At 68.3% G+C, this 24700-nt stretch carries 17 protein-coding genes; 4 read left to right on the top strand and 13 right to left on the bottom strand.

Annotation, left to right across the window (positions count from 1 at the left end; all coding sequences use genetic code 11):
• Window positions 1-52: 52 nt before the first annotated feature.
• Together AC4GYY_RS12270 and AC4GYY_RS12265 are read right to left on the bottom strand one after the other, a co-directional pair.
• Window positions 53-811, bottom strand: a complete 759-nt coding sequence (locus AC4GYY_RS12270; RefSeq protein WP_491120863.1) for a sulfite exporter TauE/SafE family protein — start codon at window positions 809-811, stop codon at window positions 53-55.
• Between the two features lie 169 nt (window positions 812-980).
• On the bottom strand, window positions 981-2366 hold the full coding sequence (locus AC4GYY_RS12265) for a helix-turn-helix domain-containing protein (protein WP_491120862.1): 1386 nt from the start codon (window positions 2364-2366) through the stop codon (window positions 981-983).
• 141 nt (window positions 2367-2507) lie between these two features.
• Here AC4GYY_RS12265 and AC4GYY_RS12260 point away from each other — a divergent pair, with 141 nt between their 5' ends.
• The gene (locus tag AC4GYY_RS12260; protein ID WP_491120861.1) at window positions 2508-2663 is read left to right on the top strand and encodes a hypothetical protein; all 156 of its coding nucleotides are present in this window, start codon (window positions 2508-2510) and stop codon (window positions 2661-2663) included.
• 88 nt (window positions 2664-2751) lie between these two features.
• Window positions 2752-4347, top strand: a complete 1596-nt coding sequence (locus AC4GYY_RS12255) for an isocitrate lyase (RefSeq protein ID WP_491121216.1) — start codon at window positions 2752-2754, stop codon at window positions 4345-4347.
• Between the two features lie 111 nt (window positions 4348-4458).
• Here the strand turns inward: AC4GYY_RS12255 and AC4GYY_RS12250 are convergent, their stop codons facing one another.
• The 9 genes from AC4GYY_RS12250 to AC4GYY_RS12210 all read right to left on the bottom strand — a co-directional run bounded on the left by AC4GYY_RS12250 (window position 4459) and on the right by AC4GYY_RS12210 (window position 19911).
• Window positions 4459-5781: a PQQ-dependent sugar dehydrogenase gene (locus AC4GYY_RS12250; protein WP_491120860.1), complete on the bottom strand. Its 1323-nt coding sequence runs from the start codon at window positions 5779-5781 to the stop codon at window positions 4459-4461.
• Window positions 5782-5868: 87 nt separating this feature from the next.
• The gene (gene katG, locus AC4GYY_RS12245; protein WP_491120858.1) at window positions 5869-8064 is read right to left on the bottom strand and encodes a catalase/peroxidase HPI; all 2196 of its coding nucleotides are present in this window, start codon (window positions 8062-8064) and stop codon (window positions 5869-5871) included.
• A 143-nt stretch (window positions 8065-8207) separates the two neighbouring features.
• Window positions 8208-9107 carry a hemolysin family protein gene (locus tag AC4GYY_RS12240; protein ID WP_491120857.1) on the bottom strand — a complete coding sequence of 300 codons (900 nt, stop codon included), beginning with the start codon at window positions 9105-9107 and terminating at the stop codon, window positions 8208-8210.
• A gap of 11 nt (window positions 9108-9118) precedes the next feature.
• On the bottom strand, window positions 9119-9628 hold the full coding sequence (gene ybeY / locus AC4GYY_RS12235; RefSeq protein WP_491120856.1) for an rRNA maturation RNase YbeY: 510 nt from the start codon (window positions 9626-9628) through the stop codon (window positions 9119-9121).
• Window positions 9629-9818: 190 nt separating this feature from the next.
• The gene (locus AC4GYY_RS12230; RefSeq protein WP_491120854.1) at window positions 9819-13985 is read right to left on the bottom strand and encodes a DUF8508 domain-containing protein; all 4167 of its coding nucleotides are present in this window, start codon (window positions 13983-13985) and stop codon (window positions 9819-9821) included.
• A gap of 95 nt (window positions 13986-14080) precedes the next feature.
• Window positions 14081-15079, bottom strand: a complete 999-nt coding sequence (locus AC4GYY_RS12225) for a PhoH family protein (protein ID WP_491120853.1) — start codon at window positions 15077-15079, stop codon at window positions 14081-14083.
• A 142-nt stretch (window positions 15080-15221) separates the two neighbouring features.
• Window positions 15222-17297: a M10 family metallopeptidase C-terminal domain-containing protein gene (locus tag AC4GYY_RS12220; RefSeq protein ID WP_491120852.1), complete on the bottom strand. Its 2076-nt coding sequence runs from the start codon at window positions 17295-17297 to the stop codon at window positions 15222-15224.
• A 278-nt stretch (window positions 17298-17575) separates the two neighbouring features.
• A complete protein-coding gene (gene miaB / locus AC4GYY_RS12215; protein ID WP_491120851.1) occupies window positions 17576-18898 on the bottom strand; it encodes a tRNA (N6-isopentenyl adenosine(37)-C2)-methylthiotransferase MiaB in 1323 nt (440 codons plus the stop codon).
• Window positions 18895-19911 (bottom strand): glycosyltransferase family 2 protein, encoded by a 1017-nt coding sequence (locus AC4GYY_RS12210; RefSeq protein WP_491120850.1) that lies wholly within the window; start codon window positions 19909-19911, stop codon window positions 18895-18897. The genes miaB and AC4GYY_RS12210 overlap by 4 nt, the downstream gene beginning before the upstream one ends.
• An 85-nt stretch (window positions 19912-19996) precedes the next feature.
• On the opposite strand from AC4GYY_RS12210, the gene AC4GYY_RS12205 reads away from it, so the two are divergent.
• Both AC4GYY_RS12205 and AC4GYY_RS12200 read left to right on the top strand, forming a co-directional pair.
• Window positions 19997-20242, top strand: coding sequence for a type II toxin-antitoxin system Phd/YefM family antitoxin (locus tag AC4GYY_RS12205; protein WP_491120849.1), 246 nt, complete (start codon window positions 19997-19999; stop codon window positions 20240-20242).
• Window positions 20239-20625 (top strand): type II toxin-antitoxin system VapC family toxin, encoded by a 387-nt coding sequence (locus tag AC4GYY_RS12200; RefSeq protein ID WP_491120848.1) that lies wholly within the window; start codon window positions 20239-20241, stop codon window positions 20623-20625. The genes AC4GYY_RS12205 and AC4GYY_RS12200 overlap by 4 nt, the downstream gene beginning before the upstream one ends.
• 18 nt (window positions 20626-20643) lie before the next feature.
• Here AC4GYY_RS12200 and AC4GYY_RS12195 read toward each other — a convergent pair whose 3' ends face one another.
• Together AC4GYY_RS12195 and AC4GYY_RS12190 are read right to left on the bottom strand one after the other, a co-directional pair.
• Window positions 20644-22479: a DUF885 domain-containing protein gene (locus AC4GYY_RS12195; protein WP_491121214.1), complete on the bottom strand. Its 1836-nt coding sequence runs from the start codon at window positions 22477-22479 to the stop codon at window positions 20644-20646.
• Between the two features lie 79 nt (window positions 22480-22558).
• A complete protein-coding gene (locus AC4GYY_RS12190; protein WP_491120847.1) occupies window positions 22559-24667 on the bottom strand; it encodes a RelA/SpoT family protein in 2109 nt (702 codons plus the stop codon).
• Between the last annotated feature and the right edge of the window lie 33 nt (window positions 24668-24700).

The following is a 24700-nucleotide window of genomic DNA, read 5'->3' as shown; positions in this document are numbered from 1 at the left end:
GCCCGCTGGGTGCGGGACGGCTCTTCTTTCCCGCCGAAGTGCGAAATTACCGTTAACCATAGGCCCGCCAGAAGAAGACCGCCGTCGTCGCCGCCGTGACCAGGATCGTCCACGCCCGCACCGCCACCGCGGGCAGCCGCTTGCCAACTCCGGCGCCCAGCCAGCCACCCACAACCGCGCCGACCAGCATCGGCAGCGCCGCTTGCCAGCGCACCAGTCCGGCGGCGACGAAGACGATCGCCGCCGCGGCGTTCGCCACCGCCAACATCAACGTGCGCGGCGCGAACAGCGCGCGCGGCGCGACGTTCGCAAGCAACCCGTAGAGCGCGGTCGTCATCAGCCCGACACCGCCGCCGAAATAGCCGCCATACACGCCCAGCAGCGATTGGGTGGCCACCAGCGTCCGCCGACCGATCGTCACGCGCGCGTGGAGCCAGTCGGCGGCAGTCTTGCCGAACAGCATCACCACCAACGCGAACAGTAGCAGCCAGGGGATGATCAGGTCGAACGCATGGGTCGGCGTCAGCACCAGCAGGACGCTGCCGACCAGTCCGCCGAGGAAGGTGATCGCCGCCAGCGTCCGCCACGGCACGCCGCCGACGGGGCCGAGCTCGTCGCGGAACGCCCAGGCGCTCGTCGCGGCGCCGGGCAGCAGCGCGACGTTCGAGGTCGCGTTGGCGGCGTTGGCGGGCAGCCCGATCGCGATCAGCGACGGCAGCGTGGCGAACGTCCCTCCGCCCGCGAGCGCGTTCATCGCCCCGCCGATCAGCCCGGCAGCGGCGGGAAGGGCGAAGGCGGCGGCATCGGTCACGCCGCGGGCGTGTGGCGGGCGGGGTCAGGTTTGTCGAGGGTCCGTGGCGACCCATCTTTCCCGTCGGTCCCGCGCGAAGTCGAGGGACCTGTAGGGCATCCGCTCAAGGTGTCTCGACGTCGCTCGATACGAACGGCTGAAGGACAACGTCGCGAAGAACGGGCGATGCTCAATCCCCCGCGAACTGGAACGCCGACGCCGCTCGCTCGCGATCGCTGACCAGCAGCGCGCGGTGCGTCGGCGGAGCGGAGCGTTGCGCGCAGTCGGGGCGCGTGCAGGCGCGGCAGCCGAGCCCGATCGGGGTGGAGGGGCCGGCGAGGTCGATCCCCCTCGCCGCCGCGAGCGTCGTCGCCTGTGCGGCGGGGACTCCGATCCCGATCGCGAACTCGGCCGCGACGCCGCCCGGCAGTCCCGCGCTTCCCACCGCGGCCTCGGCGCGCGACTGGGTCAGCCAGCGGCTGGTATCCTCCATCTCGACCAGCTGGACCTGCACCGCGCCCGGTCGGTCGAACGCATGATGGACGCGCCACAGCGGGCACCGCCCGTCCGCTTCGGCGAGCGCCGCGCCGTTCGCGTAGCGCTTCGATACCTGCCCGGCGCGGTCGATGCGGAGCATGAAGAAGGGAAGGCCGCGCGCGCCGACCCGCGCCAGCGTCGTCAGCCGGTGCGCGACCGTCTCCGCGCTCGCGCCGAAGCGGTGGGCGAGGAGCGCCCAATCGTATCCGGTCGCCTCGCAGGCGCGCAGGAAGCGGGCGTAGGGCATCACCGTCGCCGCGGCGTGATAGTTCGTCAGGTGCCGACGGAACAGGCGTTCGGCGACGCGGTCGGCAAAGCCGGCGCCGCGGGCGAGCGCGTCGATCTCGGCCCGCGCCTCGATCGTCGCGACCTGCGCGGCCAGCGCGAAGGTCCGCGACGCCGGCGGCAGCAGCTCGGACAGCTGGAGCTGGCGCGCGTGCAGATCGAGCCGCCGCAGCAACCCCGGCATGACGTCGACCGGCAGCACCCGGATCGAGAGCCCGTGCTTGACCCGCAGCCGCTCGACCAGTGCGCCGTACAGATCGGCGGCCGCGAGCCGGAGCTCGTCGGCGAGCGCCTCGGCGGCGGCGTCGAGATCGGCGAAATGGTTGCCCCAGCGCGCGATCTCGCGGCCGACCTGCGCGACCGGATCGTTCGCCGCCACCGGTTGGCTTCCGCCGCCGCCCGCACGATCGAACGCGCGCGCGAACGCCTCGACCCCGCCCGGCGCGGCGGCGAACCATTCCTGCAACTCGGCCCGGTCGATCTCGAGATCGCCGAACAGCGGATCGGCCAATCGGCGCCGCACCGCCGCCGTCCCGCCCCCGGGCTCGCCCGCCGCCAGCGTGCGCGGGTCGAAGTCGTAGGCGTCGGCCATCCGGACCAGCAGCGTCGCGGGAACCGGCCGCTGGTTGCGCTCGATCAGGTTGAGGTAGCTCGGCGAGATGCCGAGTGCCTCCGCCATCGCCGCCTGGGTGAGCCCCTGCGCACGCCTGAGCCGACGGACCGCATGCCCGGCGAGCAGCTTCTCCTGAGCCATGATCGTGTAAACTCTTTACAGCGCCACACGTCTTTGCGCCAGCGCATCCGACTGCGCAACACGCGAAACGGCATCGTTCCTAGTGATACAACGCGGAATTGTGTGGATATGCTGATATCCCACTTCCCCAGGAGACCTCAAATGCCGACCGAACCCCAGCGTAGCCGGGCCGTCTTCTCGACCGAAGATTTCGGGCTGATGAAGGAAGCCGTCGCCGATTACGTCCGCAAGATCGCCGACGATCCTCGCTCGGCCAAGTTCTCCAATCTCTACCACCGGCTCGGCCGCCTCGGCTGAACTCCTTTCCTGGGGAGGAAAGGTGTCCGCCGGCCCGCCCCCCGGGGCGGGTCCGGCGGGCATTCCTCCCCGCATGCCGCGAAGGGCAATCATGTACCAGGACCAGATCACCGACGCCGCCCGCCTCAAGGACCGCTACGGCGCGCCGTGGAGCGGGATCGACCCCGAAGCGGTCGCGCGGATGCGCGTGCAGAATCGCTTCCGCACCGGGCTCGACATCGCCCGCCACACCGCCGCGACGCTCCGCCGCGACATGGCCGCGTACGACGCCGATCCGGCCGCCTACACCCAGTCGCTCGGCGCGTGGCACGGCTTCATCGCGCAGCAGCAGGTGATCAGCATCCGCAAGCATTTCGGCTCGACCAAGGGGCGCTACCTCTATCTCTCCGGCTGGATGGTCGCGGCGCTCCGCTCCGAGTTCGGCCCGCTGCCCGATCAGTCGATGCACGAGAAGACGTCCGTGCCGGCGCTGATTGAGGAGATCTACACGTTCCTCAAGCAGGCCGACGCGCGCGAGCTGAGCCTGATGTTCCGCGATCTCGACAAGGCGCGCGAGGCGGGCAACGAGCTCGAGGCGCAGCGGCTGACGAACGCGATCGACAATTACGAGAGCCACGTCGTCCCGATCATCGCCGACATCGACGCGGGCTTCGGCAACGCCGAGGCGACGTATCTGCTCGCCAAGAAGATGATCGAGGCGGGCGCCTGTGCGCTCCAGATCGAGAACCAGGTTTCCGACGAGAAGCAGTGCGGCCACCAGGACGGCAAGGTCACCGTCCCGCACGAGGACTTCCTCGCCAAGATCCGCGCCTGTCGCTACGCCTTCCTGGAGCTCGGCGTCGACGACGGGGTGATCGTCGCGCGCACCGATTCGCTCGGTGCTGGCCTCACGAAGCAGATCGCCTTTTCGAAGGAGCCGGGCGACCTTGGCGACCGCTACAACGCCTTCCTCGACTGCGAGGAGGTGACCGACCTCACGACGCTGCGCGGCGACGTGGTGATCGAGCGCGACGGCAAGCTGATGCGGCCCAAGCGGCTTCCGTCCAACCTGTTCCAGTTCCGCGAGGGCACCGGCGCGGACCGCTGCGTCCTCGACTGCGTCACCTCGCTCCAGAACGGCGCAGACCTGCTGTGGATCGAGACCGAGAAGCCGCACATCGAGCAGATCGCGAGCATGGTCGACCGCATCCGCGAGCAGGTGCCGGACGCCAAGCTGGTCTACAACAATTCGCCCAGCTTCAACTGGACACTCAACTTCCGCCAGCAGGTGTTCGACGCCTGGGCCGAGGCGGGCAGGGACCTCTCGGCCTACGACCGCGCCCGGCTGATGAGCGTCGACTATGACGCGACCGAGCTGGCCGCGGAAGCCGACACGCGGATCCGGACCTTCCAGCGCGACGCCTCGGCGCGGGCGGGGATCTTCCACCACCTCATCACCTTGCCGACCTATCACACCGCGGCGCTCTCGACCGACAATCTCGCCCGCGAGTATTTCGGCGAGGCGGGGATGCTGGGGTACGTCAAGGGCGTCCAGCGCCAGGAGATCCGCCAGGGGATCGCCTGCGTGAAGCACCAGAACATGTCCGGCTCCGACGTCGGCGACGACCACAAGGAGTATTTCGCGGGCGAGGCGGCGCTGAAGGCCGGCGGCGCACACAACACGATGAATCAGTTCGCGGCTTAGCGCGCACGCCGGCAGCGGAGCTGTCGGCGAGACGCGCAAGCCCGGCCAGCGGGGCGGCCTTCTTTGGAGGTCGCCCCGTCTGAGGTCACGGCGCGGCCTTGCCGCGGCGCCCTACTTCGCGGTCACCCGCCACACGCGGTTGCCGACATCGTCCGCCACCAGCAGCCCGCCGGTCCGATCGATCGTCAGCCCCACCGGCCGGCCCTGCGCCTCCTCCTTGGCGCTGAGGAACCCGCTGAGCACATCCACCGGCTTCGTCCCCGGCACCGGGAAACCGTTGGCTGCAAACGGGACGTAGACGACCTTGTAGCCAGCGTAGGGCTTGCGGTTCCACGAGCCGTGTTCCGCGACGAACGCGCCGTTCGCGAACTTCGGCCCCAGTTTCGCGCCGTCGGCGAAGGTCAGGCCGAGCACCGCGACGTGGGGGCCCATCGCGAAGTCGGGCCGCTTCGAATATTGCTGGAGCGCGGGGTTCTTGGGCTCGACCCGCGGATCGGGATAGCCGCCCCAGTAATACCACGGCCAGCCGAAGTGATCGCCCAGCTCGATCGCGGTCAGATAATCGGGGACCAGATCGGAGCCGAGCATGTCGCGCTCCTGCACCACCGCCCACAAAGCCTTCGACTGCGGCTCCAGCGCCATGCCGATCGGGTTGCGCGTGCCCGCGGCATAGACGCGGTAGGTCTTCTCCTTGGGCCAGACCTGGAGGATGTTGGCGCGGTACTTCTCGGCGTCGAGCCCGTTCTCGGCGATGTTCGACGACGAGCCGACCGACAGGTAGAGCGTCCGGCCGTCGCCCGCATCGATGACGTTGCGCGTCCAGTGGTTGCCCCCGCCGGGATATTTGACGACGAGCTCGGGCTTGGCCGTCACCTTGGTCATTCCGTCGGTATAGGGCACGCGGATCAAAGCATCGGTGTTGGCAACGTAGAGCTGCCCCTGGAACAGCACCATGCCGAAGGGCGAGTTGAGCCCGGTCATGAACGGCGTCTTCGTCTCCGCCACCCCGTCCCCGTCCTTGTCGCGCAGCAGCGTGATCCGGTTCGCCGAGCGGACGCCCGCGCCGGCGCGGCCCATCAGGACGCCCATCACCAGGCCGGTCACCCCGCCGCCCTTGCGCGGCGGCGAGTTGCTCTCGGCGACCAGCACGTCGCCGTTGGGGAGGCGATAGAGCCAGCGCGGGTGATCGAGCCCGGTGGCGAAGGGCTTGACGCTGAGCCCGACGGCTGGGGTCGGCGCGGCGCCGCCCCGCCAGCCGACGACCTTGGCGACCCCGACCGTCGGGATCACCTGCTCGCGCGGATCGGAAATGGTGGGGCGGCGGCCTTGAACCGCGGCGATCGGCAGCCGGGCCTTGTCGGGCCAGCCGAGCCAAACGAGGATCGCGATGCCGGCGACGAGGGCGACGGCGAGGATGCGCAGGACGTGCTTCATGCCGTCCGGAATAGGCCGCCGCCGGGCCAACGAAAAGGGGCGGGCGCGCCGTCGCGCCCCCGCCCCGATCCGCCGCGTCGGTGACGATCAGTCGAGCAGGTCGAACCGATCGGCGTTCATCACCTTCGCCCAGGCCGCGACGAAATCCGCCACGAACTGCTCGCGGGCGTCGTCGCACGCATAATATTCCGCGATCGCGCGCAGCTGCGAGTTCGAGCCGAACACCAGGTCGGTGCGCGTCGCCGTCCACATCTGCTCGCCGGTGTGGCGATCGGTGCCCAGGAACTCCTCGTCGCCGCTGTCGTCGATCTGCTTCCAGGCGGTGGCCATCTGCAGGAGGTTGATGAACCAGTCGTTGGTCAGCGTCTCGGGACGGTCGGTGAGGATCCCGTGCTTCCCGCCCTTGGCGTGAACGACGCCGAGCACCCGCAGGCCGCCGACGAGCACCGTCATCTCGGGCGCGGAAAGGCCCAGCAGCTGCGCACGGTCGACGAGCAGCTCCTCGGTCGGGACCGAGAATTTGGTCGACAGATAGTTGCGGAAGCCGTCGGCCTTGGGCTCGAGCACCGCGAAGCTCTCGACGTCGGTCCACTCCTGCGTCGCGTCGCCGCGGCCGGTAGTGAACGGCACGCTCACGTCGTGGCCCGCGGCCTTCGCCGCCTGCTCGACGCCCAGGTTGCCGCCCAGCACGATCAGGTCGGCGATGCTGACCTGCCCGTGCTCCGCCTTGATCCGCTCATAGACGGCCAGCACCGTCGCGGTCTCGGCGGGCTCGTTCGCCTCCCAGTCCTTCTGCGGGGCGAGGCGGATGCGCGCGCCGTTGGCGCCGCCGCGACGATCCGACTGCCGATAGGTCGAGGCCGAATACCAGGCGGTCTTGACCAGCTGGGTGATGGTGAGTCCGCTGTCGGCGATCTTGGCCTTGAGCGCGGCAACGTCGGCGTCGGACAGCGGCGTCCCGGCGGGGATCGGATCCTGCCAGATCAGGTCCTCGGTCGGGGCCTCCGGGCCGATGTAGCGGGTGCGCGGACCCATGTCGCGGTGGCACAGCTTGAACCAGGCGCGGCTGAAGGCGTCGGCGAAGTAAGCCGGATCGGCGCGGAACTTCTCGAGGATGGCCCGGTAGGCCGCGTTGTCCTTGAACGCCTTGTCGGCGGTGGTCATCATCGTGGCGACCTTCTTGCCCGGCGTATGCGCCGCCGGGGCCTGGGTCTCCTCGGGATTGCCGACCGGCTGCCACTGGTTCGCGCCCGCGGGGCTCTTAACCAGCTCGTATTCGTGATCGAGCAGGTTGGAGAAATAGGTCATGTCCCACTTGATCGGGGTCGGCGTCCAGGCGCCCTCAATGCCCGAGGTGATGGTGTCGTCGCCCATCCCGCTGCCGTGCTCGCTGGTCCAGCCCAGGCCCATATGGGCGATGTCCGAGCCCTCCGGCTCGCGCCCGACCTTCGAGGCGTCGCCGGCGCCGTGCGCCTTGCCGAAGGTGTGGCCGCCGGCGGTGAGCGCCGCGGTCTCTTCGTCGTTCATGCCCATGCGCTTGAACGTCTCGCGCAGGTCGCGCGCCGAGCCCTTGGTGTCGGGCTTGCCGCCGGGGCCTTCGGGATTGACGTAGATCAGCCCGTGCTGGATCGCGGCGAGCGGCTCCTCGAGCGCGAGGCCCGCCTCCTCGTCGATGCGGGTCTGGCCCAGCCACTCCTGCTCGGTGCCCCAGTAGATGTCGCGCTCGGGCTCGAAGATGTCCTCGCGTCCACCCGAGAAGCCGAACACCGGCCCGCCCATCGATTCGATCGCGACGTTGCCGGCGAGAATGAACAGGTCCGCCCAGCTGAGCGCGCGGCCGTACTTGAGCTTGACCGGCCACAGCAGGCGGCGGGCCTTGTCGAGGTTGCCGTTGTCCGGCCAGGAGTTGAGCGGGGCGAAGCGCTGCGAGCCCGAGGTCGAGCCGCCGCGGCCGTCGCCGGTGCGATACGTGCCGGCCGAATGCCACGCCATGCGGATGAAGAACGGGCCGTAATGCCCGTAGTCCGCCGGCCACCACGGCTGACTGTCCGTCATCAGTGCGGTCAGGTCGGCCTTGACCGCGCGATAGTCGAGCGCCTTGAACGCTTCGCGGTAGTTGAAGCCCTTCGGATGCGGGTCGGTCGAGACGCCGCCCTGCGTCAGGATGTCGATCGACAGCGACTCGGGCCACCAATGCTTATGGGTCTGGCCGAGCAGGGTGCGCAGCGCCACCGGCTCCTTCTTGGGGTCGCTGAGCGGGCTGCCCTCGGTGATCGCGTCCATCTGAGTCTCCTTGCTGGCACGGGCGCGGCGTGAGTCGCCCGTGGCTGAATACCGACGCGGTATAGCCGAGCCGCGCGGCCGAGGCACCGGTGCAAATGATCGAGCTGGTGAGATAATGCGATCGAACTGATCGAGTGAAGCGATTACTCTTCCGGTTCGGGCCGCGGCGGGTGGAGGCGGATGCGGTGGACTCGACGCTCGTCCGACTCGATCGTCTCGATTCGCCAGCCGCTCGGATGGTCGACGCATTCGCCGATGGTCGGGACATGCCCCGCCAGCACCGCCGTCAGTCCCCCGAGCGTGTCGACATCCGCTTCGTTCTCGCCGAGGCGGGGATCGATCGCGGCCGCGACGTCTTCGAGTTCGACCCGGGCGTCCGCTTCCCAGGCGCCGCCGTCCAGCGGCACCAGCATCGGCGCGGGGGCGTCGTCATGCTCGTCCTCGATCTCGCCGACAATCTCCTCGATCAGGTCCTCGATCGTGACCAGCCCCTCGGTCCCGCCATATTCGTCGACGACGATCGCGAGGTGGACCCGCCTGGCGCGCATGTCGGCGAGCAGGTCGAGCGCGCCGCGCGACATCGGCGTCCACAGCGGCTCGCGGATCAGGCCGGCGAGCGTGGTCGGATGCTCCGCTCCGGTCGCCAGGATCGCGAACACGTCCTTGACGTGGATCATGCCGATGACGGTGTCGAGCTTCTCGCGATAGACCGGCAGCCGGCTGTGACCCGCCTCGGCGAAGATCTGCACCAAATGCTCGAACGGCGTCTGTTCCTCGACCGCGACGATGTCCGCGCGCGGGACGCCGACGTCCCCCGCGTCGCGCTCGCCGAAGTGGAGGAGGTTGCGGACCATCTGCCGCTCGAGTGGCGACAGGTCGCCCTTGGCGTCGGGCGCCGGATCGTCCTCGTGGCGGTCGATCGCCTCTTCCAGCTGGTCGCGGAGCGTGTCCTCCTCGGACCCGCCGAAGATCAGGTTGCGCAGGCCGCGCCAGATCGAATGCTCGTGGTCGCCGTTTCCGGCGCGACTTCGGTCCTCGTCCATGATGCTAGCGTTCAGTCCTCACGAATCGCATAGGGGTCGGCGAGGCCGAGCGCGCCGAGCGCCTGAGCCTCGATCTCCTCCATCGCGTCCCCCTCCTGATCGGATTGGTGGTCATAGCCTAGCAGATGAAGCGTTCCATGCACGATCAAATGCGTCGCATGGTCGGCCGCCGCGACGCCGCGGTCCTCCGCCTCACGGCCGCAGACCCCATGCGCGAGGACGATGTCCCCCAGCAACACCTCGCCGTCGTCGCTGTTCTGCGTCACGGTTGCCAGCAGATCCGGCTGCACCATCGGGAAGGACAGCACGTTGGTCGGCGCGTCCTTGCCGCGATACTGACGGTTGAGCGTATGAACCTCGTTGTCGGAGGTCAGGCGCAGGCTGACCTCGACCGTCGCGGCGGTGGTCGCCAGCTCCGCGAACGGCGTCCGCGCGATCGCCGCCTCGACCGCGCGCTTGGCGAGGGCCTCCCAATCGCCGTCGGGCCAGGGCGCTTCGACGGAGAGTTCGACGACGATCATGCGAGGTCCGTATGCGAGAAATCGTCGCGCTTGTAGAGGCGTTGCGCGCAATCGGTCTCTAGCGAACGTAGGCGTCGAGGGCGGCGACCATGGCGGCTGTCCGGCCCGGGATGGGTGACCGGAATCCACCGCGGGCGGAACGATGCGGATCGATCGTGTTCGTCGCTACGACCAGGGCGCGACAAGCCGGTCAGACGAGGTGGATCAGGCCGAGCGTTTCCATGTGAAAGGCGGTCGGCTCGTGCGACGGCGCGACCATCGCATGGTCGACCGGCGCTGGCCTTGCCTGTGCCGGCGCCAGGAGGAAATCGTCGGCGGTCAACGGCGCATCGGTGACGACGAAGAAGACGCGGTCGACCGCCTTGTCGTGATTGACGTCGAGCAGCACGCGCCAGGCTTTGGCCCCCTCCGCAGGAGCGACCACCCGCAGTTCGTAATCGGCCGACCCGGTGAAGCGCCCGCTGCCGATGAAGGTCAGGTGCTGGACTCCGGCCAGATCATCGTCCGCATCGAGCGCCGAGAGGTCGATCCGGTCACCATCGGCATGGCTGAGATCGGCGATCAGGTCGCGTTTGCCGCCGACGTTGATCTCGTCGAGATCGCGGAACACGAAGGTGTCCGCCCCCGCGCCGCCGCTGACCCGATCCGCCGCGCCGCCGCCGGCGAGGATGTCGCCGCCCGCACCGCCGACGATCGTGTCCGCGCCCTGGCTGCCCGTGAACAGCACGCCGCCGCCCGCCACCGACTCGATCGCAACCGAGGCGGGGAGCTGGCTCAGCCCGGACAGGTCGACCACCCCGCCGTCCCGCACGGTCAGCTTCTCGACTCCGGTGAAGGTCGCGTCCGTCACGCCGAACAGCGCGCTCGAAACGATCACGCGATCGACGCCGTCGCCGCCGTCGATCGAACCGGGGTTCGACGCGACGACGATCGTGTCGTTGCCGCCGCCGGCGGAGATCATGTCGGCGCCCCCGTTCGAGTTGATCCGGTTGGCGCGATCGTCGCCCGTGAGGTCGTCCCCGAAGGCGCTGCCGTAGAGCCGCTCGATCCCGGTCAGCGTGTCGACGCCCCAATGCGTGTCCTGCGCGCCCGTGTTCGCGAGCGAGACGCTGACGCCGGCCGTCGCATCGCGGTAGTCCGCCGCGTCCTGCCCGGCGCCGCCGTCGAGCGTGTCGTCGCCGAGCCCGCCCATCAGCGTGTCGTCGCCCTCGCCGCCGTTCAGCACGTCGTCGCCGCCGCGGCCGTCGATGACGTCCGCCGCGCCGGTGCCAACCAGCGTCTCGGCGAGATCGCGGAAGTCGAAGCTGGCGAGGCTCGGGTCATGGTCCGACGAGGCGGGGTTCACCGCGCCGGCGCGGTCGTTGTAGCCGGTGTTGATGTGGACCGCGTCGTAGCTCGCGACTCCCGCCAGAATCTGGTCGGTCAGCAGCGAGTCGAGCGCCTGGCTGCGCCCGTCGAAGTCGTAGCTGAACCGCTCCTGCGGGGCGAGCTCCTGGACCATCAGGTTGACGTACTTGGTTCCGGTGGTGTTCGCCGTCCCGTCCGGATTGGCGTAGCCGGTCAGCACCTCGAGCGGGCGGTTGTACCAGAACTCGTTGTAATCGCCGCCCGAGACGAGCAGGCCGCCGGTCGCCGACGCCTTTTCGAAGACGTTGTTGATCTGCTCGGCCAGCGTGTTGCGCAAGTCCCAGTCGCCGTTGGTCGGGTTGCCGTCCCCGTTGTTCTGGTCGATCGTATAGGGATCGTCGGAGCCGCCCTTCGACGGCAGGTGGTTGCCGAAGACGTTGACGGTCTGACCGTGGAAGGTGAACTCGCCGACGATCGAGCGGCGCGTGCCGCTCCAGTCGTCGGGATTGATCCCCGCTCCGGTGTCGTCGACCGCAAGCAGATCGCCCGCGTCGCGGACGCCGTCGCCGATCCGGTCGGTGTACTGGCGGCGCTCCTCGATCGTCGCGTCGGCGGCGAGATCGCCGAGCTGGACGCGCGCGGTGTCGTAGAGGAAGCCGACGCGGATGTTGCCGCCCGGCGCGCCGCCGACGTCGTTCGCGGTCTCGGGCGCCTCGTCGACCCACTGGTAGGTCTTGCCGGTGGCGGCGTTCACCGCCGCGACCAGCTGCTCCCAGGTCTGGGTCGCATCGGTGCCGCCCGAGGGATCGACGCCGTTGTTGTCCTGAATCTCCTCGACGACGATGATGTCGGGCGAATTAAGGTTGATCGCGACGTTGTGCGCCAGCTGGTCGTACTTCGCCTGCGTGGTGATCTCGACGCCGTTGTTGGTCGAGAAGGTGGTGCCGACGGGGGACAGATTCTCGACGTTGAAGGTCGCGACCGTCAGCGCGCGGTCGTCGCCGCCGAGCGCTGTGACTTCCTGGATCGGCGTGGTCGAGGCGAGCGCCGCGACCTTGTCCGCGTCGAGCGCGTCGGTGACGTAGAACTTGGCGACGCCGAAGTCGAAGTCGACGATGCCCGTGACGTCGCCGAGCTGGTCGCCCATGGTCAGGTCCTGATCGAACCCCGACGTGCCGCCGCGACCGACGTCGCCGAAATCGAGCTCGATGATGTCGCCGTGGAGCGCGCCGTCCGTCGAGGTCTCGCCCCCGAACTTCACGTCGTCGTTGGGGTCGGCGGTATTCTCGTCGGGGTAGAATTGCGCGTCGCCGTAGGCGGTGTAGCCGCCGCGCGAGTTGATGAAGTTCTTGTCGGCGTTGTCGTAGCTATAGGCGTTGAAATAGACGAAATTGTCGTTCGAGCCGCCGACGAAGCCGTCGCCGACGATCATGTTGGTCATCGTGACCCGCATGCCCTCGATCGTCTCGTAGTAATCGAGCGCGTCGTTCTGGGGGTCGAACGTGCCGCTGGAGCCGTCGGAGTCGAAGAAATTGGGACTGTCGTCGCTGATGATCGACGTCGGGATCTTGTGGCCCGGCGTCCCGTCGATCACGAAGGTCGGCAGGGCGTTGACGTCGTTGCCCTGGACGATCGCCGAAGGGTTGACCAGGATCGTGCGGTTGAGGTTCGAGAATGACTGCGACTCCATGACGTTGGCGGTGACCGTCACCGTCTCGCCGACGGTCAGCCCGGCGGTCGCGCCGCTCGTGCGGACGTAGATGCCCTCGCTGGTCAGGACGTTGCCGTCCCAGTCGCTGGTCTCCTCGGTGATGTAGAAGCCCTGCGTCCCCGAACCGGCGAAGCTGTCGATCGCGGTGACGATGCCGCGCACGGTCACCTGCGCGGACGAGGCGACGTTGAAGGCGTGGATGCCTTCCGCGGCCAGGATTGGCGAGAAGAACGCCGACCCCTGAATGTCGTGGATGTAACTGATCGAGATGTCGTCGTTGAGGATCGTGCCGACCCCCTGCGCGTCGCCGACCACCGTCGTGCCGGACAATTGGTTCAGGTTCTTCAGGTCGACTGCGAAGGTCTCGTTGGTCTCGGTCAGCGTGTCGCCGTGGATCGTCACCGAGATCGTCTGGCTGAGATTGCCACCGACGCCGAAGACCAACTGACCCGAGGTCGCGTCATAGTCGCTCCCGTCGGTCGCGGTGATGTCGCCCGTCGCATAGTCGATCGTGAAGGCGCCTTCGTTGTCCGAGCGGGTGACGGTGAAGGTCAGCACCGTGTCGCCGGCGTCGCCCTCGGCGATCGAGACGTCGCCGATGGAGACGGTGGTCGCGCCGTCGCTCGTGACGGTGAAGCCCGGCGCGTAGCCGACCGCGGCGGCGTCGTCCTGAGTCCAGTTCGTTTCGTCAGCGATCGCGGCGAGGATGTCGGCCTTCGAGCCGCTGAGCGGGCCGGTATAGGCCGCGTTGTCGGCGCCGAACGCGAGCGCGGTGTCGCCGAAGGTCAGCCCGGTCGGGACCGCGCTGGTGTTCGAGCTGGTCGCGTCGCCCGCATAGCTCGCATTGCCGTCGGCGAAGTCGAGTCCGAACAGGAACGTCGGGCTGGAGGCGCTGCCGACATAGGCGGCGATCTGGTCGCCGCTGGTCGACAGGTTGAAATTGCCGCTGACGCCCGCCAGCGTGAAGACGGTGCCGACCGTGGCGTCGGCGGCGATCGTGATACTGACCGTACCCTCGCCCGTGCGGAAGCCGCCGGCGGCGAACCAGCCGTTGTCGGTGAAGCTGATCGTCTGGCCCCGCAGCTCCTCCGACAGCAGCACGAAGGCGAAGCTCTTGGCGTTGTTGATCGTGTCGGCCTGGTAGCCGATCAGCGCGATGTCGCCCGGCGCGAACGTCGCCTGCACCCCGACGTCGGCGTGAGCGCCGAAGCCCCAGCTGTCGGCGGCGGCGAACAGCCCGGCCTGGCGCCAGGAGAGGACGGACTCGTCGCTGCCGCGACGCGAGAAGGTGCTGATCATGGACGGCTCCCGGATTGAGCCGCCGCGGCTAGCCGCATTTGATGACGGCGCGGCGTCCGCTGGAAGACGATCCGGTTAAACGGGACGAACCGCGCTCAGCCCGTGCCCTCGTACGCCTCGACGATCCGACCGACGATCGGGTGGCGCACCACGTCGCCCGCGCCGAAGCGGCACATCGCGATCCCCTCGATCCCTTCCAGCCGCATGGTCCCGTCGGCGAGCCCGGAGGCCCCGACGCCGCCGGGCAGATCGGTCTGGTTGGGGTCGCCGCAGATCACCATGCGGCTGTTCTGGCCGAAGCGGGTGAGGAACATCTTCATCTGCGCGGGCGTCGTGTTCTGCGCCTCGTCGAGGATGACGAAGGCGTCGGCGAGCGTGCGGCCGCGCATGAACGCGATCGGCGCGATCTCGATCTCGCCCGACAGGATTCGCCGCTCGACCTGCTCGGCCGGCAGACAGTCGTTCAGTGCATCGTAGAGCGGCCGGAGATAGGGGTCGACCTTCTCCTTCATGTCGCCCGGCAGGAAACCCAGCTTCTCGCCCGCCTCGACGGCGGGGCGCGACAGGATCAGCCGCTGGACGCTGCCGGAGATAAGCTGCGAAACGGCCTGCGCGACCGCGATATAAGTCTTGCCCGTGCCCGCCGGGCCGAGCGCGAAGATCATGTCGTTGCGCGTCAGCTCCATCATGTAATGGGCCTGCGCGGGGGTGCGCGGGACGATCGTCTTCTTGCGCGTGCGGATCATGACGGGCGGCGCGCCGCCGCCCTGGTCGGTGCGGATGATCCCGTCGAGCAGCGGCTCGGCCGCCATCGCGATCGAGGCGTCGACCAGCCCGGCGTCCACCTCCTCGCCGCGGGCGACGCGGTGATAGAGGTCCTGAAGGACGTCGCGCGCCGTCGCGACCTGCTCGGCGGTCCCCTCCAGCCCGACGCGGTTGCCCCGGGCGGTGATGTAGACGCCCAGCCGATTCTCGAGCGCGACCAGGTTGCGGTCGTACTGGCCGAACAGCTGCGCCAGCAGTTGCGGGCGATCGAAGGTGATCTCGGCCCTGCTGCGATCGCCCGCCTGCGCGGGCACGGGTTTGCGGGACATCCGGTCCTTTCCGAAAAGCGACAGGCGTCAGTGTGGTGCGTGCGGCGAGCGAAGGGAAGGGGAGCCGCGCCCGCAGGTACGAAAAGGGCGGGACCGTGTCGCCACGGCCCCGCCCTTCACGAGAACATCAGTCCACGCCGGTTCAGACGAGGCAGAAGTTCACGTAGTCGGTGTGCGCCAGTGCCGGGTTGAAGTGCGAGCCGACCTCGCCGGCGAAGCCGCCGATCCGGCCGATCATGCCGTCCGCGGCGCTGATGTGGTTCGTGCTCGAGCTCGGGTGCTCGCCGAACATCCCGTTGGTCGTGCCGACGTTGGAGTCGCCGGTCCAACCTTCCGCGCGGTTGGCGAGATCGGTCTGGAGGTTCGCCTTGTGCGCGGCGTCGGCCATCGCCTGGCTCTTGGCGGCGGCCTCGTCGAGCATGTCCGCCGGAGCGTGCAGCTTCTCGATGGTCGCCTGGTTCGCGTCACTGCCCTCGGCCGCGTAATAATAGCGGCCGCCGACCTTGCCGACGAAGTGGAGCGACGCCGGACCGCCGTTCGCAAAGGTCACTGTGTCGTCGTTCGCCGCGTCGAGCACCAGCACGCCGCCGGTGATCGCGATGTTGCCCGAGCCGTCGGTGGGCAGCGCGGTCGTGGTGGTCAGGAAATCCTCGTTCGAGAAGTCTACGATCGTGTCGTGGCCGCCGTGGAACGGGGTGTCCTGACGGAAGACGAAGGTATCGGCCCCGCCACGCCCGGTGAGGATGTCGTCGCCCGCGGCGCCGGCGAGGACGTTGGCGGCGTTGTTGCCCGCGATCCGATCGTTGAACTTCGAGCCGATCCCGTTCTCGATGCTGATCAGGTGATCGCCCGCCGCGCCGTTGACGCCGCCGTCGAAGCGGACATCGGGTGCGACGGTGGTGCCGACGGTGAACTGGACGCCGGTGGTCGCCGTCTCATAGCTGACGGTGTCGTTGCCCTTGCCGCCGTCGAGGATGTTGGCGACGTCGTTGGCGATCAGCTTGTCGTCGCCCTTGCCGCCGACCGCGTTCTCGATCGTCACGCCGTACGCGATCGAGATGTTGTCCTTGAAGCCCGGGTCCTTGACGCCCAGTTCCTTGATGAGGTCCTGGTAATATTGGTAGGTCGCCTCGGTGCGCGGCGCGAAGCCGAGCTCGGCGCGCGCCTTGTTGATCTGGTTGAGCGTGTAGAACTTGCTCGCGCCGCCCATCGAGCTGAACGCGCCGGCGTTGAGGTCGATCACAGAATCGGTCTTGAAGCCCGAGCCGTCGATCGTGTCGTTGCCCGCACCGTCCCAGATCGAGAGCACCGGGCGGTTGTTGGCGGTGAAGTCGTAGGCGGTCCCGACCTCGGTCGAGTTGAAGCCGTAGACGGTGTCGCCCGCGCGGGTTTCGTAGTTCGCGCCGTACATCGCCTGGATCGTCGCGATGTCGTGGATCATCGGGGTGGACGGATAGGCGAAGTTGAGCAGCTGGAAATCGATGAACTGCGCGCCGGTCTCGTAGCCGTCGAAATAGCTCATGATCGAATATTGCAGCGAGTCCTGCGCATATTCGGCCTGATCGACGTAGGTGACCGGCACCGGATTGCCGTCCGGATCGAGCGCGTTGTAATCGCCCGGATGGCTGAGGCCGAGCGCGTGGCCGGTCTCGTGGATCATCGTCGTGGTGGCGTAATAGCTGTTCGTCACCGGGAAGAAGTTGGACGCGACGAAGCCGTCGATCCACACGTCGCCGCCCAGTCGGCCGACCTGGTTGAAGTCGAAGTTGTCCTTGTAATACTGATCCTCGGTGTCGCCGAACGGCAGATAGGCATAGGCCTGAGCGCCACCGGTCGAGGTGTTGCCGTACGTGATGTCGGCGTCGCCCGACTTGGTTTCCTTGAACTGAATGTCGGTCAGTTCGCCCCACAGGCCGATGGTCTTGCGGGCCATCATGATCTGGTCGTCATTGAACGCCGAGAAGGTGGTCGCATCCGCCTCGCTGAACGAGTCCGTGCCGGTCTCGTTGACGTAATAGCTGTTCTGCAACTCCTGGATGTTCTTCCAGAAACCATAGTTCAGGACGCCATCGTCATAGACGCCGTAGTTGTTATGGGTCCAGTCGTAGCCGGTGCGATTCAGGTTCGCTTCGATCTGCGAAAGATCCCAGATCGGCTTGTCGCGGTAGGTGCCGCCGGCCTTCGGGTCGAGCGAGCCGGCGTCGGGTGTGGTGGACATGAGAATCCCTTCCGAGTTTGAAGATCAGGCGTACGGGAGAGAGATGGGTCGGCCGGCCTCGCGACCGCCGGCGGACGCGCCGCACCCCGTTCGAGCGCCGCTCGAGAGAGGCGGAACGGGCCATGCGGTGTCGTGGCGCAGGTCGAGAATATCCCGGTCTTTCATCCCTGTGGACGACATGGGCGGGATCGGACGTCCCGCTCCAGTCATGTCCCGACCTTCCACTTGCGCGGGCAAGGCGTCAACCGAAGATTGGTAAGAAATTACGTCCTTTATGGTCAGGCGGCAATGCTGCTGCGCGCAAGCGCGGCTCCCGCGACCGAATTGGGACCCGCGTCCGTGATCTCGACCTCGATCAGGTCGCCAACGCCAGCCGGCGAGTCGACGTGGACCGATTGGAGCCACGGCGATTTGCCCAGCATCTGCCCGGGCCGTCGTCCGGCGCGTTCGATCAGGATCTCGCAGCGCCTGCCCACGCTCGCGCGATTGAAGGCGAGCTGGTCGGCGTTCAGCGCCGCCTGCAGCCGGGCGAGCCGCTCCTCCATCACCGGCGCGGCGATCGGGTCGGCCATCGCCGCCGCGGGCGTGCCCGGGCGGGGGCTGTACTTGAAGCTGAATGCCTGCGCGTAGCCGACCTCCGCGACCAGGCTCAGCGTCTCGGTGAACTCGGCCTCGGTCTCGCCGGGGAAGCCGACGATGAAGTCGCCCGACAGCGCGATGTCTGGACGCGCCGCGCGGATCCGCTCGATCAGCCGCAGGTACGAGTCACGACTGTGCGAGCGGTTCATCGCCTTGAGCACCCGGTCGCTGCCCGCCTGTACCGGCAGATGGAGGAACGGCATCAGCTTGGGGCTGTCCCGGTGCGCGTCGATCAGCCCCTGCGCCATGTCGTTGGGGTGGCTCGTCGTGTAGCGGATCCGCGCCAGCCCGGGGATTCGGTCCAGCGCGCGGATCAGGTCGTGCAATCCTCGGTCCCCGTCGGTCCAGGCGTTGACGTTCTGCCCCAGCAGCGTGATCTCGCGCGCGCCCGCGTCGACCAATGCCTTCGCCTCGTCGACCAGGGCTGCGAAGGGTCTGCTCGTCTCCGCGCCCCGCGTATAGGGCACGACGCAATAGGTGCAGAACTTGTCGCACCCTTCCTGCACCGTCAGGAACGCCGCCGGCCCGACCTTCCGCCGCGCGGGGAGCGCGCCGAACTTGGAGAGCGCGGGCATGTCGAGATCGAGCGCGGGGCGGCCCGCCGCCGCCGCCGCGACCAGCCCGGGAAGGTTGTGGTAGGCCTGCGGACCGACCACCACGTCCACCTTGGCCCGGCGCACGATCTCCTCGCCCTCTGCCTGCGCGACGCAGCCCGCGACCGCGATCATCGGAATGCGCCCCTGCGCGGCCGCGCCTTTGCGCAGCCGGCCGATGTCCGAATAGACCTTCTCGGTCGCCTTCTCGCGGATGTGGCAGGTGTTGAGCACGACGAGATCGGCCTCGGCCGCCTCGGCGGCGGTCAGCCCCTGCGCGGCCATCAGCTCGGCCATCCGCTCGCCGTCATAGACGTTCATCTGGCAGCCGAACGACTTGACGGCGAAGGTCTTGGGCGGGACGCTCACTCCGCAGCCTCCGCGAGCGAGACGGACCCCTGCGGGGTCGTTCCCGGCGCGGCGTAGCCGAGCCGCGCGCGACCCTGCACGGGCCCCGCCACGTCGGCCACCAGGTACAAGGGCCGCTTCTTCGACTCGATATAGAGCCGCCCCAGATATTCGCCGATCATGCCGAGCACGAACATCTGCGCCGCCCCCAGCACCACCGTCACCAGCATCGTCGAGGTCCAGCCCTGCACCGCCGAACCGGTGAAGAAGCCGATCGCGATATAGACGATCAGCAGCAGCGACACGAAGGTCAGCGCGATCCCGAGATGGCTCGCCCAGCGCAGCGGCGCGGTCGAGAAGCCGGTCACCGCGTCCACCGCCAGCCGGATCATCTTGGCGAGCGGATAGTGCGTCTCCCCCGCGAACCGCTCGGCGCGGTCGTAGGGGAAGGGGACCTGACGGAACCCGACCCAGGCGACCATCCCGCGGATGAAGCGCGCCTGCTCGGGCATCGACTGGAGCGCATCGAGCGCCCGCCTGGTCATCAGCCGGAAGTCGCCGGTGTCGAGCGGGATCGGCGTGTCGGTGACGCTGTCGAGCACCCGGTAGAAGGCCTTGGCGGTGACCTTCTTGAAATAGGTCTCGCCCTGGCGCTTGCGGCGGACGGCGTAGACGACATCGGCGCCCTCACGCTCCATCATCGCCCGCATCTCGCCGAGCAGTTCGGGCGGGTCCTGGAGGTCCGCGTCGATGATCAGGATCTGTTCGCCCGCGCATAGGTCGAGCCCGGCGGTGAGCGCGAGCTGGTGACCATGGTTGCGGCTGAGGTTGATGCAGACGAGATGCGGGTCCTGCGCCGCGAGCCGCCGCATCGCCGGCCAGCTCTCGTCCTTCGAGCCATCGTTGATGAGCACGATCTCATGATCGTCCCCCGCCACCGCCCGCGCCGCCGCGGAGACGCGCGCGTGGAGCTGATCGAGGCAGGCGGCCTCGTTGTAGCAGGGGATGACGATCGACAGGGCGGGGCGATGCATGGCGGACGGCGATACAGGAGAGGGGTGAGCGAATCACCAATTTGTTGATAAGGGGCACTAAGCGCACGCGCGGAAGGAGGCGAAGGTGGCGACGGTGTACCAGCTGGACGAGGCCGAGACGAACCTGGCGAAGCTGCTTGATCAAGTCGAGGCGGGCGAGGACGTGGCGATCACCCGCGGCGCGGGGCGTTTCAGGATCGTCGCCGATGCCGAAACGCCAGCGGAAAGGCGTCGACGCGGCTTCGGAGCGCTCAAGGGCAAGATCAAGCTCGATGACAGCTTCTTCGATCCGCTTCCGGAAGAGGAGCTTCGCGCCTGGGAGGGGCAGTGAGGCTCCTTCTCGACACGCACGCGCTGATCTGGTGGTTCGATGGCGATGCGCGGCTCGGTCGCGAAGTGCGGGGTCGGATCAATGGTGATGATGCCGAGGTATTCGTCAGTGTCGTATCCGCGTTCGAGATGCGGACGAAGCGTCGAATCGGGAAGCTGCACGGCCTTGACGAGCTGATCGACGGCCTTTCCGCCTTGCTTGCACAGTATGGTTTTTCCGTCCTTCCACTTTCGCTGGCACACGCAGAACTCGGCGGCGGCCTGCCCATTCCCCATCGCGACCCGTTCGACCGCCTCCTGATCGCGCAGGCGCAGATCGAGGACGCTTGGCTGGTCTCCAACGAGGAGCTGTTCGACGCCTTCGGCGTTCGCCGTCTCTGGTGAGACGGCAGATGCGCGCTGTCACGCGATCGCCCGCGCGCGCTCCTCGACGATCTGTTCGAGCATCGTCAGCGGCATCGCGCCGAAGGCGAGGATGTCGTGGAACTGCTTCAGGTCGAACTTCGCGCCCGCGATCGACTGCGCCTTGGCACGCGCCCGCAGCCAGGCGGCGTGGCCGATCTTGTAGCTGCACGCCTGCCCGGGCAGCACGCAATAGCGCTCGATCTCGCGTTGCGCCCGGCCGCGCGCGAAGCCGACGGTCTCGACGAAATAGTCGGTCGCCTGTTCGCGGGTCCAGCGCTTGGTGTGGATGCCCGTGTCGACGACCAGCCGCGCCGCGCGGAACAGGAAGCTCTGGAGATAGCCGGCGCGCTCGATCGGCGTCGCATAGCCGCCGAGTTCGTCGGCGAGCTGCTCGGCGTAGAGCGCCCAGCCTTCGAGATAGGCGTTGAAGAAGGCGAACTTGCGCAGCGTATGCACCGGCGCGCGCTGCGCGATGCTGATCTGGAGGTGATGGCCCGGCACGCCCTCGTGATAGGTCAGGCTCGGCAGCGTGTACTTGGGCCAGTCGCCGACGCTCTTGAGGTTGATCCAGTAGATCGCCGGACGCGAGCCGTCGAGCGGGGCAAGATAGTAATAGCCGTTGCTCGCGCCGTCCTGGATCGAGGGATCGACGCGCTTGATCTCGAGCGGCGCGTTGGGCGGGTTGTTGAACGCCTGCGGCAGCCGCGCCTGCATCGCGCGGACGTTGGCGTTGAGCCCGGCGATCAGCGCCGCCCGGCCGGCGTCGGTGTCCGGATAGAGCTGCTCGGGCCGATGGTTAAGCGCGGTCAGCCGCGCGCCGACGGTGCCGCTCGTGAGGCCCTGCGACTTGAGGATGGTGTCGATCCGTGCGCTCAGCTCGGCGACCTGGTCGAGCCCGATCCTGTGGACCTCGTCCGGCGTCAGCGTCGTCGTCGTCGCTTCGGCGAGCGCGGCGGCGTAGATCGCATCCCCGCCGGGGACCGCCCACAGCCCCGCGTCCTTGCGCGCTGTCTTGCGGAGGGACTCGACCAGCGCGATCTGGCGATCGACCGCGGGATAGACTTTCTGCTCGACGATCCTCGCCGCGCGGGCCGTCCAGTCGCCGGGCAATTTCGCCTCGCCTGCGCGCTCGGCCAGCGACGTGGTCAACCCGCTCTCGGCGGGCGTCGGCGCGCGCAGCTTGCGCAATTGCCCGAGCGCGAGATCGAGCGAGAAGTCGGGCGCGACGCGGCCTTTGCCCGCCTCGATCCGCTGATGCTCGCTGTCGTTGTCGAGCTGTCGGTCGAACTGCGCGAGTCGGTCGAGATAGGCCTCGGCGTCGTCGGCCGTCTTCACGGGATGCGTCGACGCGAGGAAATCGGGGATGCCGAAATAGGCGCCGTCCTGCTGGGTGATCACATAGGGCGACTGCGGGCTGCCGAGCCCGAACCGCTCCGGTGCGTCGATCTGCTGCTGGATGTTGTAGAGGACGACGCGGCGATCGACCCGCCCCTGCGCGGACAGCTTCGCCGCATCGAGCCGGTCGAGCCGCGCCTTCGCCGACTTCGCCCGCGCGAGATTCGCGCCGATCGCGGCATAGCTGTTGTCGTCGAGCTGGTGGCGCAGCGTCGCCCAAGGCCCCTTGTCGAAGCCGAGCGAGGTCGCAAAGGTCGGCGAGGTCTCGATCGTCTCGGTCAGGATCGCGTCGAACGCGGCGTTGAGCGGCGCGTCCGCGGGCGGGGAGTTGGCGGGCGGCGGCGGCAGTTGCGCAGAGAGCCGGGTCGGCACGCCCAGCGCGGTCAGCGTCAGCGCAGCGGTCGCGGTCCCTCCGGCGAGAAAGCTGCGGCGGTCCATCATTCTCTCTCCATGGCTCGGGCGATGCGGACCCTAGCGTGATGTCGAGGTGATGCAACCGGCTAGAACACCTGGCCGGTCATACCCGCTCGGCGGCGTTCACCACGTCCGCCGCGCGCAGCCCCGCGAGCAGCTTCATCAGCTGCGCCGCGTCGCGCACCTCGACGTCGATCGTGTTGGTGTGGAACTGCATGTCGCGGGTATCGAGTCGCAGGTTGATGATGTTCGCATGATGCTGGCCGATGATCGTCGCCAGCGTCCCCAAGGCGCCGGGCTCGTTCTTGACCTCGACCTGGATGCGCGCGGTCGCGCCCTCGTTCTTGTCGCCCCATTGCACGTCGATCCAGTCGGTCTCCGATTCCGAACGTTCCGCCAGCTCGGCGAGCGTCGCGCAATCGATGGCATGGACCTCGATGCCGGCGTCGGGGCGGCGCAGCCCGACGATCCGGTCGCCGGGCACCGGATGGCAGCACTCGCCCAGCTCGTACGCGACCCCGGGGACGAGGCCCTTGATCGAGATCGCCGACGATTGCGGGGCGAGCGCGTGATCCGAGTCGGCGCCGGCCGATCCGGGCATCAGCGCCTCCATCACCTGCGCGTCGGACAGCGTCCGGCGCGCGATCGCCCCCATCAGCGCCGCCTCGTCCGCGAGCCGGAGCCGCTTGAGCGCCTGCGCCAGCGCGTCGGGGGCGAGCTGCGCGGGCAGGCGCGAGACGAGATCGTCGTAGATCTTGCGCCCCAGCTTCACCTGCTGGTCGCGCTCGACATGGCGCAGGTGGCGGCGGATCGCGGCGAGCGCCTTGCCGGTGATCGCGAAGGTCAGCCACGCGGGTTGCGGGGTCTGCGCCTTCGACCGGAGGATCTGCACCTGGTCGCCGTTCTCGATCGCCGAGCGCAGCTGCACCACGCGCCCGTTGATCTTCGCCCCCACCGCCTGGTCGCCCAGGTCGGTGTGGACCGCATAGGCGAAATCGATCGGCGTCGCGCCCTTGGGCAGCTGGATCAGCTCGCCCTTGGGGGTGAAGGCGAAGATCCGGTCCTGGTACATCGCCATCCGGGTGTGCTCGAGCAGCTCCTCGGGGCTGGCGGCGGTGTCGAGGATCTCGACCAGATCCTTGATCCAGCTGTGCTGCTCGGCGGCGGCGGGGCCTTGCGCCTGCTTGTACGCCCAATGCGCGGCCAGCCCGAACTCGGCCTCGGCGTGCATCGCCTCGGTGCGGATCTGGATCTCCACGCGCGTGTGGTCGCCGTGCATCACGCTGGTGTGGAGCGAGCGATAGCCGTTGCGCTTGGGCGTCGAGACATAGTCCTTGAACCGCCCCGGCACCATCGGCCAGCGCCGGTGGACGATCCCCAGCGCGCGGTAGCAATCCTCCTCGCTCGGCACGATCACCCGGAACGCCATGATGTCGGAGAGCTGCTCGAAGCTGATGTGGCGCTCCTGCATCTTCTTCCAGATGCTGTACGGATGCTTTTCGCGCCCCGAGACGTCCGCCTGGACGCCGCCGCGCGACAGCAGCAGCTTCAGCCCCGAGGCGATCTTGACGATCCGGTCGCCGCCGCCCTCCTTCAGCTGCGCGAGCCGGCGGTTGATCGACTCGTACGCCTCGGGCTCGAGCTGCGCGAAGGCGAGCGTCTGCATCTCCTTCATGAACTCGTACATGCCGATCCGCTCGGCCAGCGGGGCGTAGATCTCCATCGTCTCGCGGGCGATGCGCTTGCGCTTGTCCGGGTTCTTGATGAAGTGGAGCGTGCGCATGTTGTGCAGTCGGTCGGCGAGCTTGACGAGCAGCACGCGGATGTCGTCCGACATCGCCAGCAGGAACTTGCGCAGGTTCTCCGCCGCCCGCTCGCTTTCGGTCTGCGCCTCGATCTTGGAGAGCTTGGTCACGCCGTCGACCAGCCGCGCGACATTGACGCCGAAGATCCGCTCGATCTCCTCGGAGGTCGCGACCGTGTCCTCGACCGTGTCGTGGAGGATCGCGGTGGCGATCGTCTCGGCGTCGAGGTGGAGTTCGGTCAGGATGCCCGCGACCTCGATCGGGTGCGAGAAATAGGGATCGCCGCTCGCGCGCTTCTGCGTCCCGTGCGCGTTGACCGAGAAGACATAGGCGCGGTTGAGCAGCGCCTCGTCGGCGTCCGGATCGTAGTCGAGGACCCGGTCGACCAGTTCATATTGCCTCAGCACGGGGCCAAGATGGGGCGCTTCGCTCGTGCGTTG

This window comes from Sphingomonas sp. SP6, from assembly GCF_058313435.1.
This window is presented reverse-complemented; position numbering and strand designations above follow the sequence as displayed.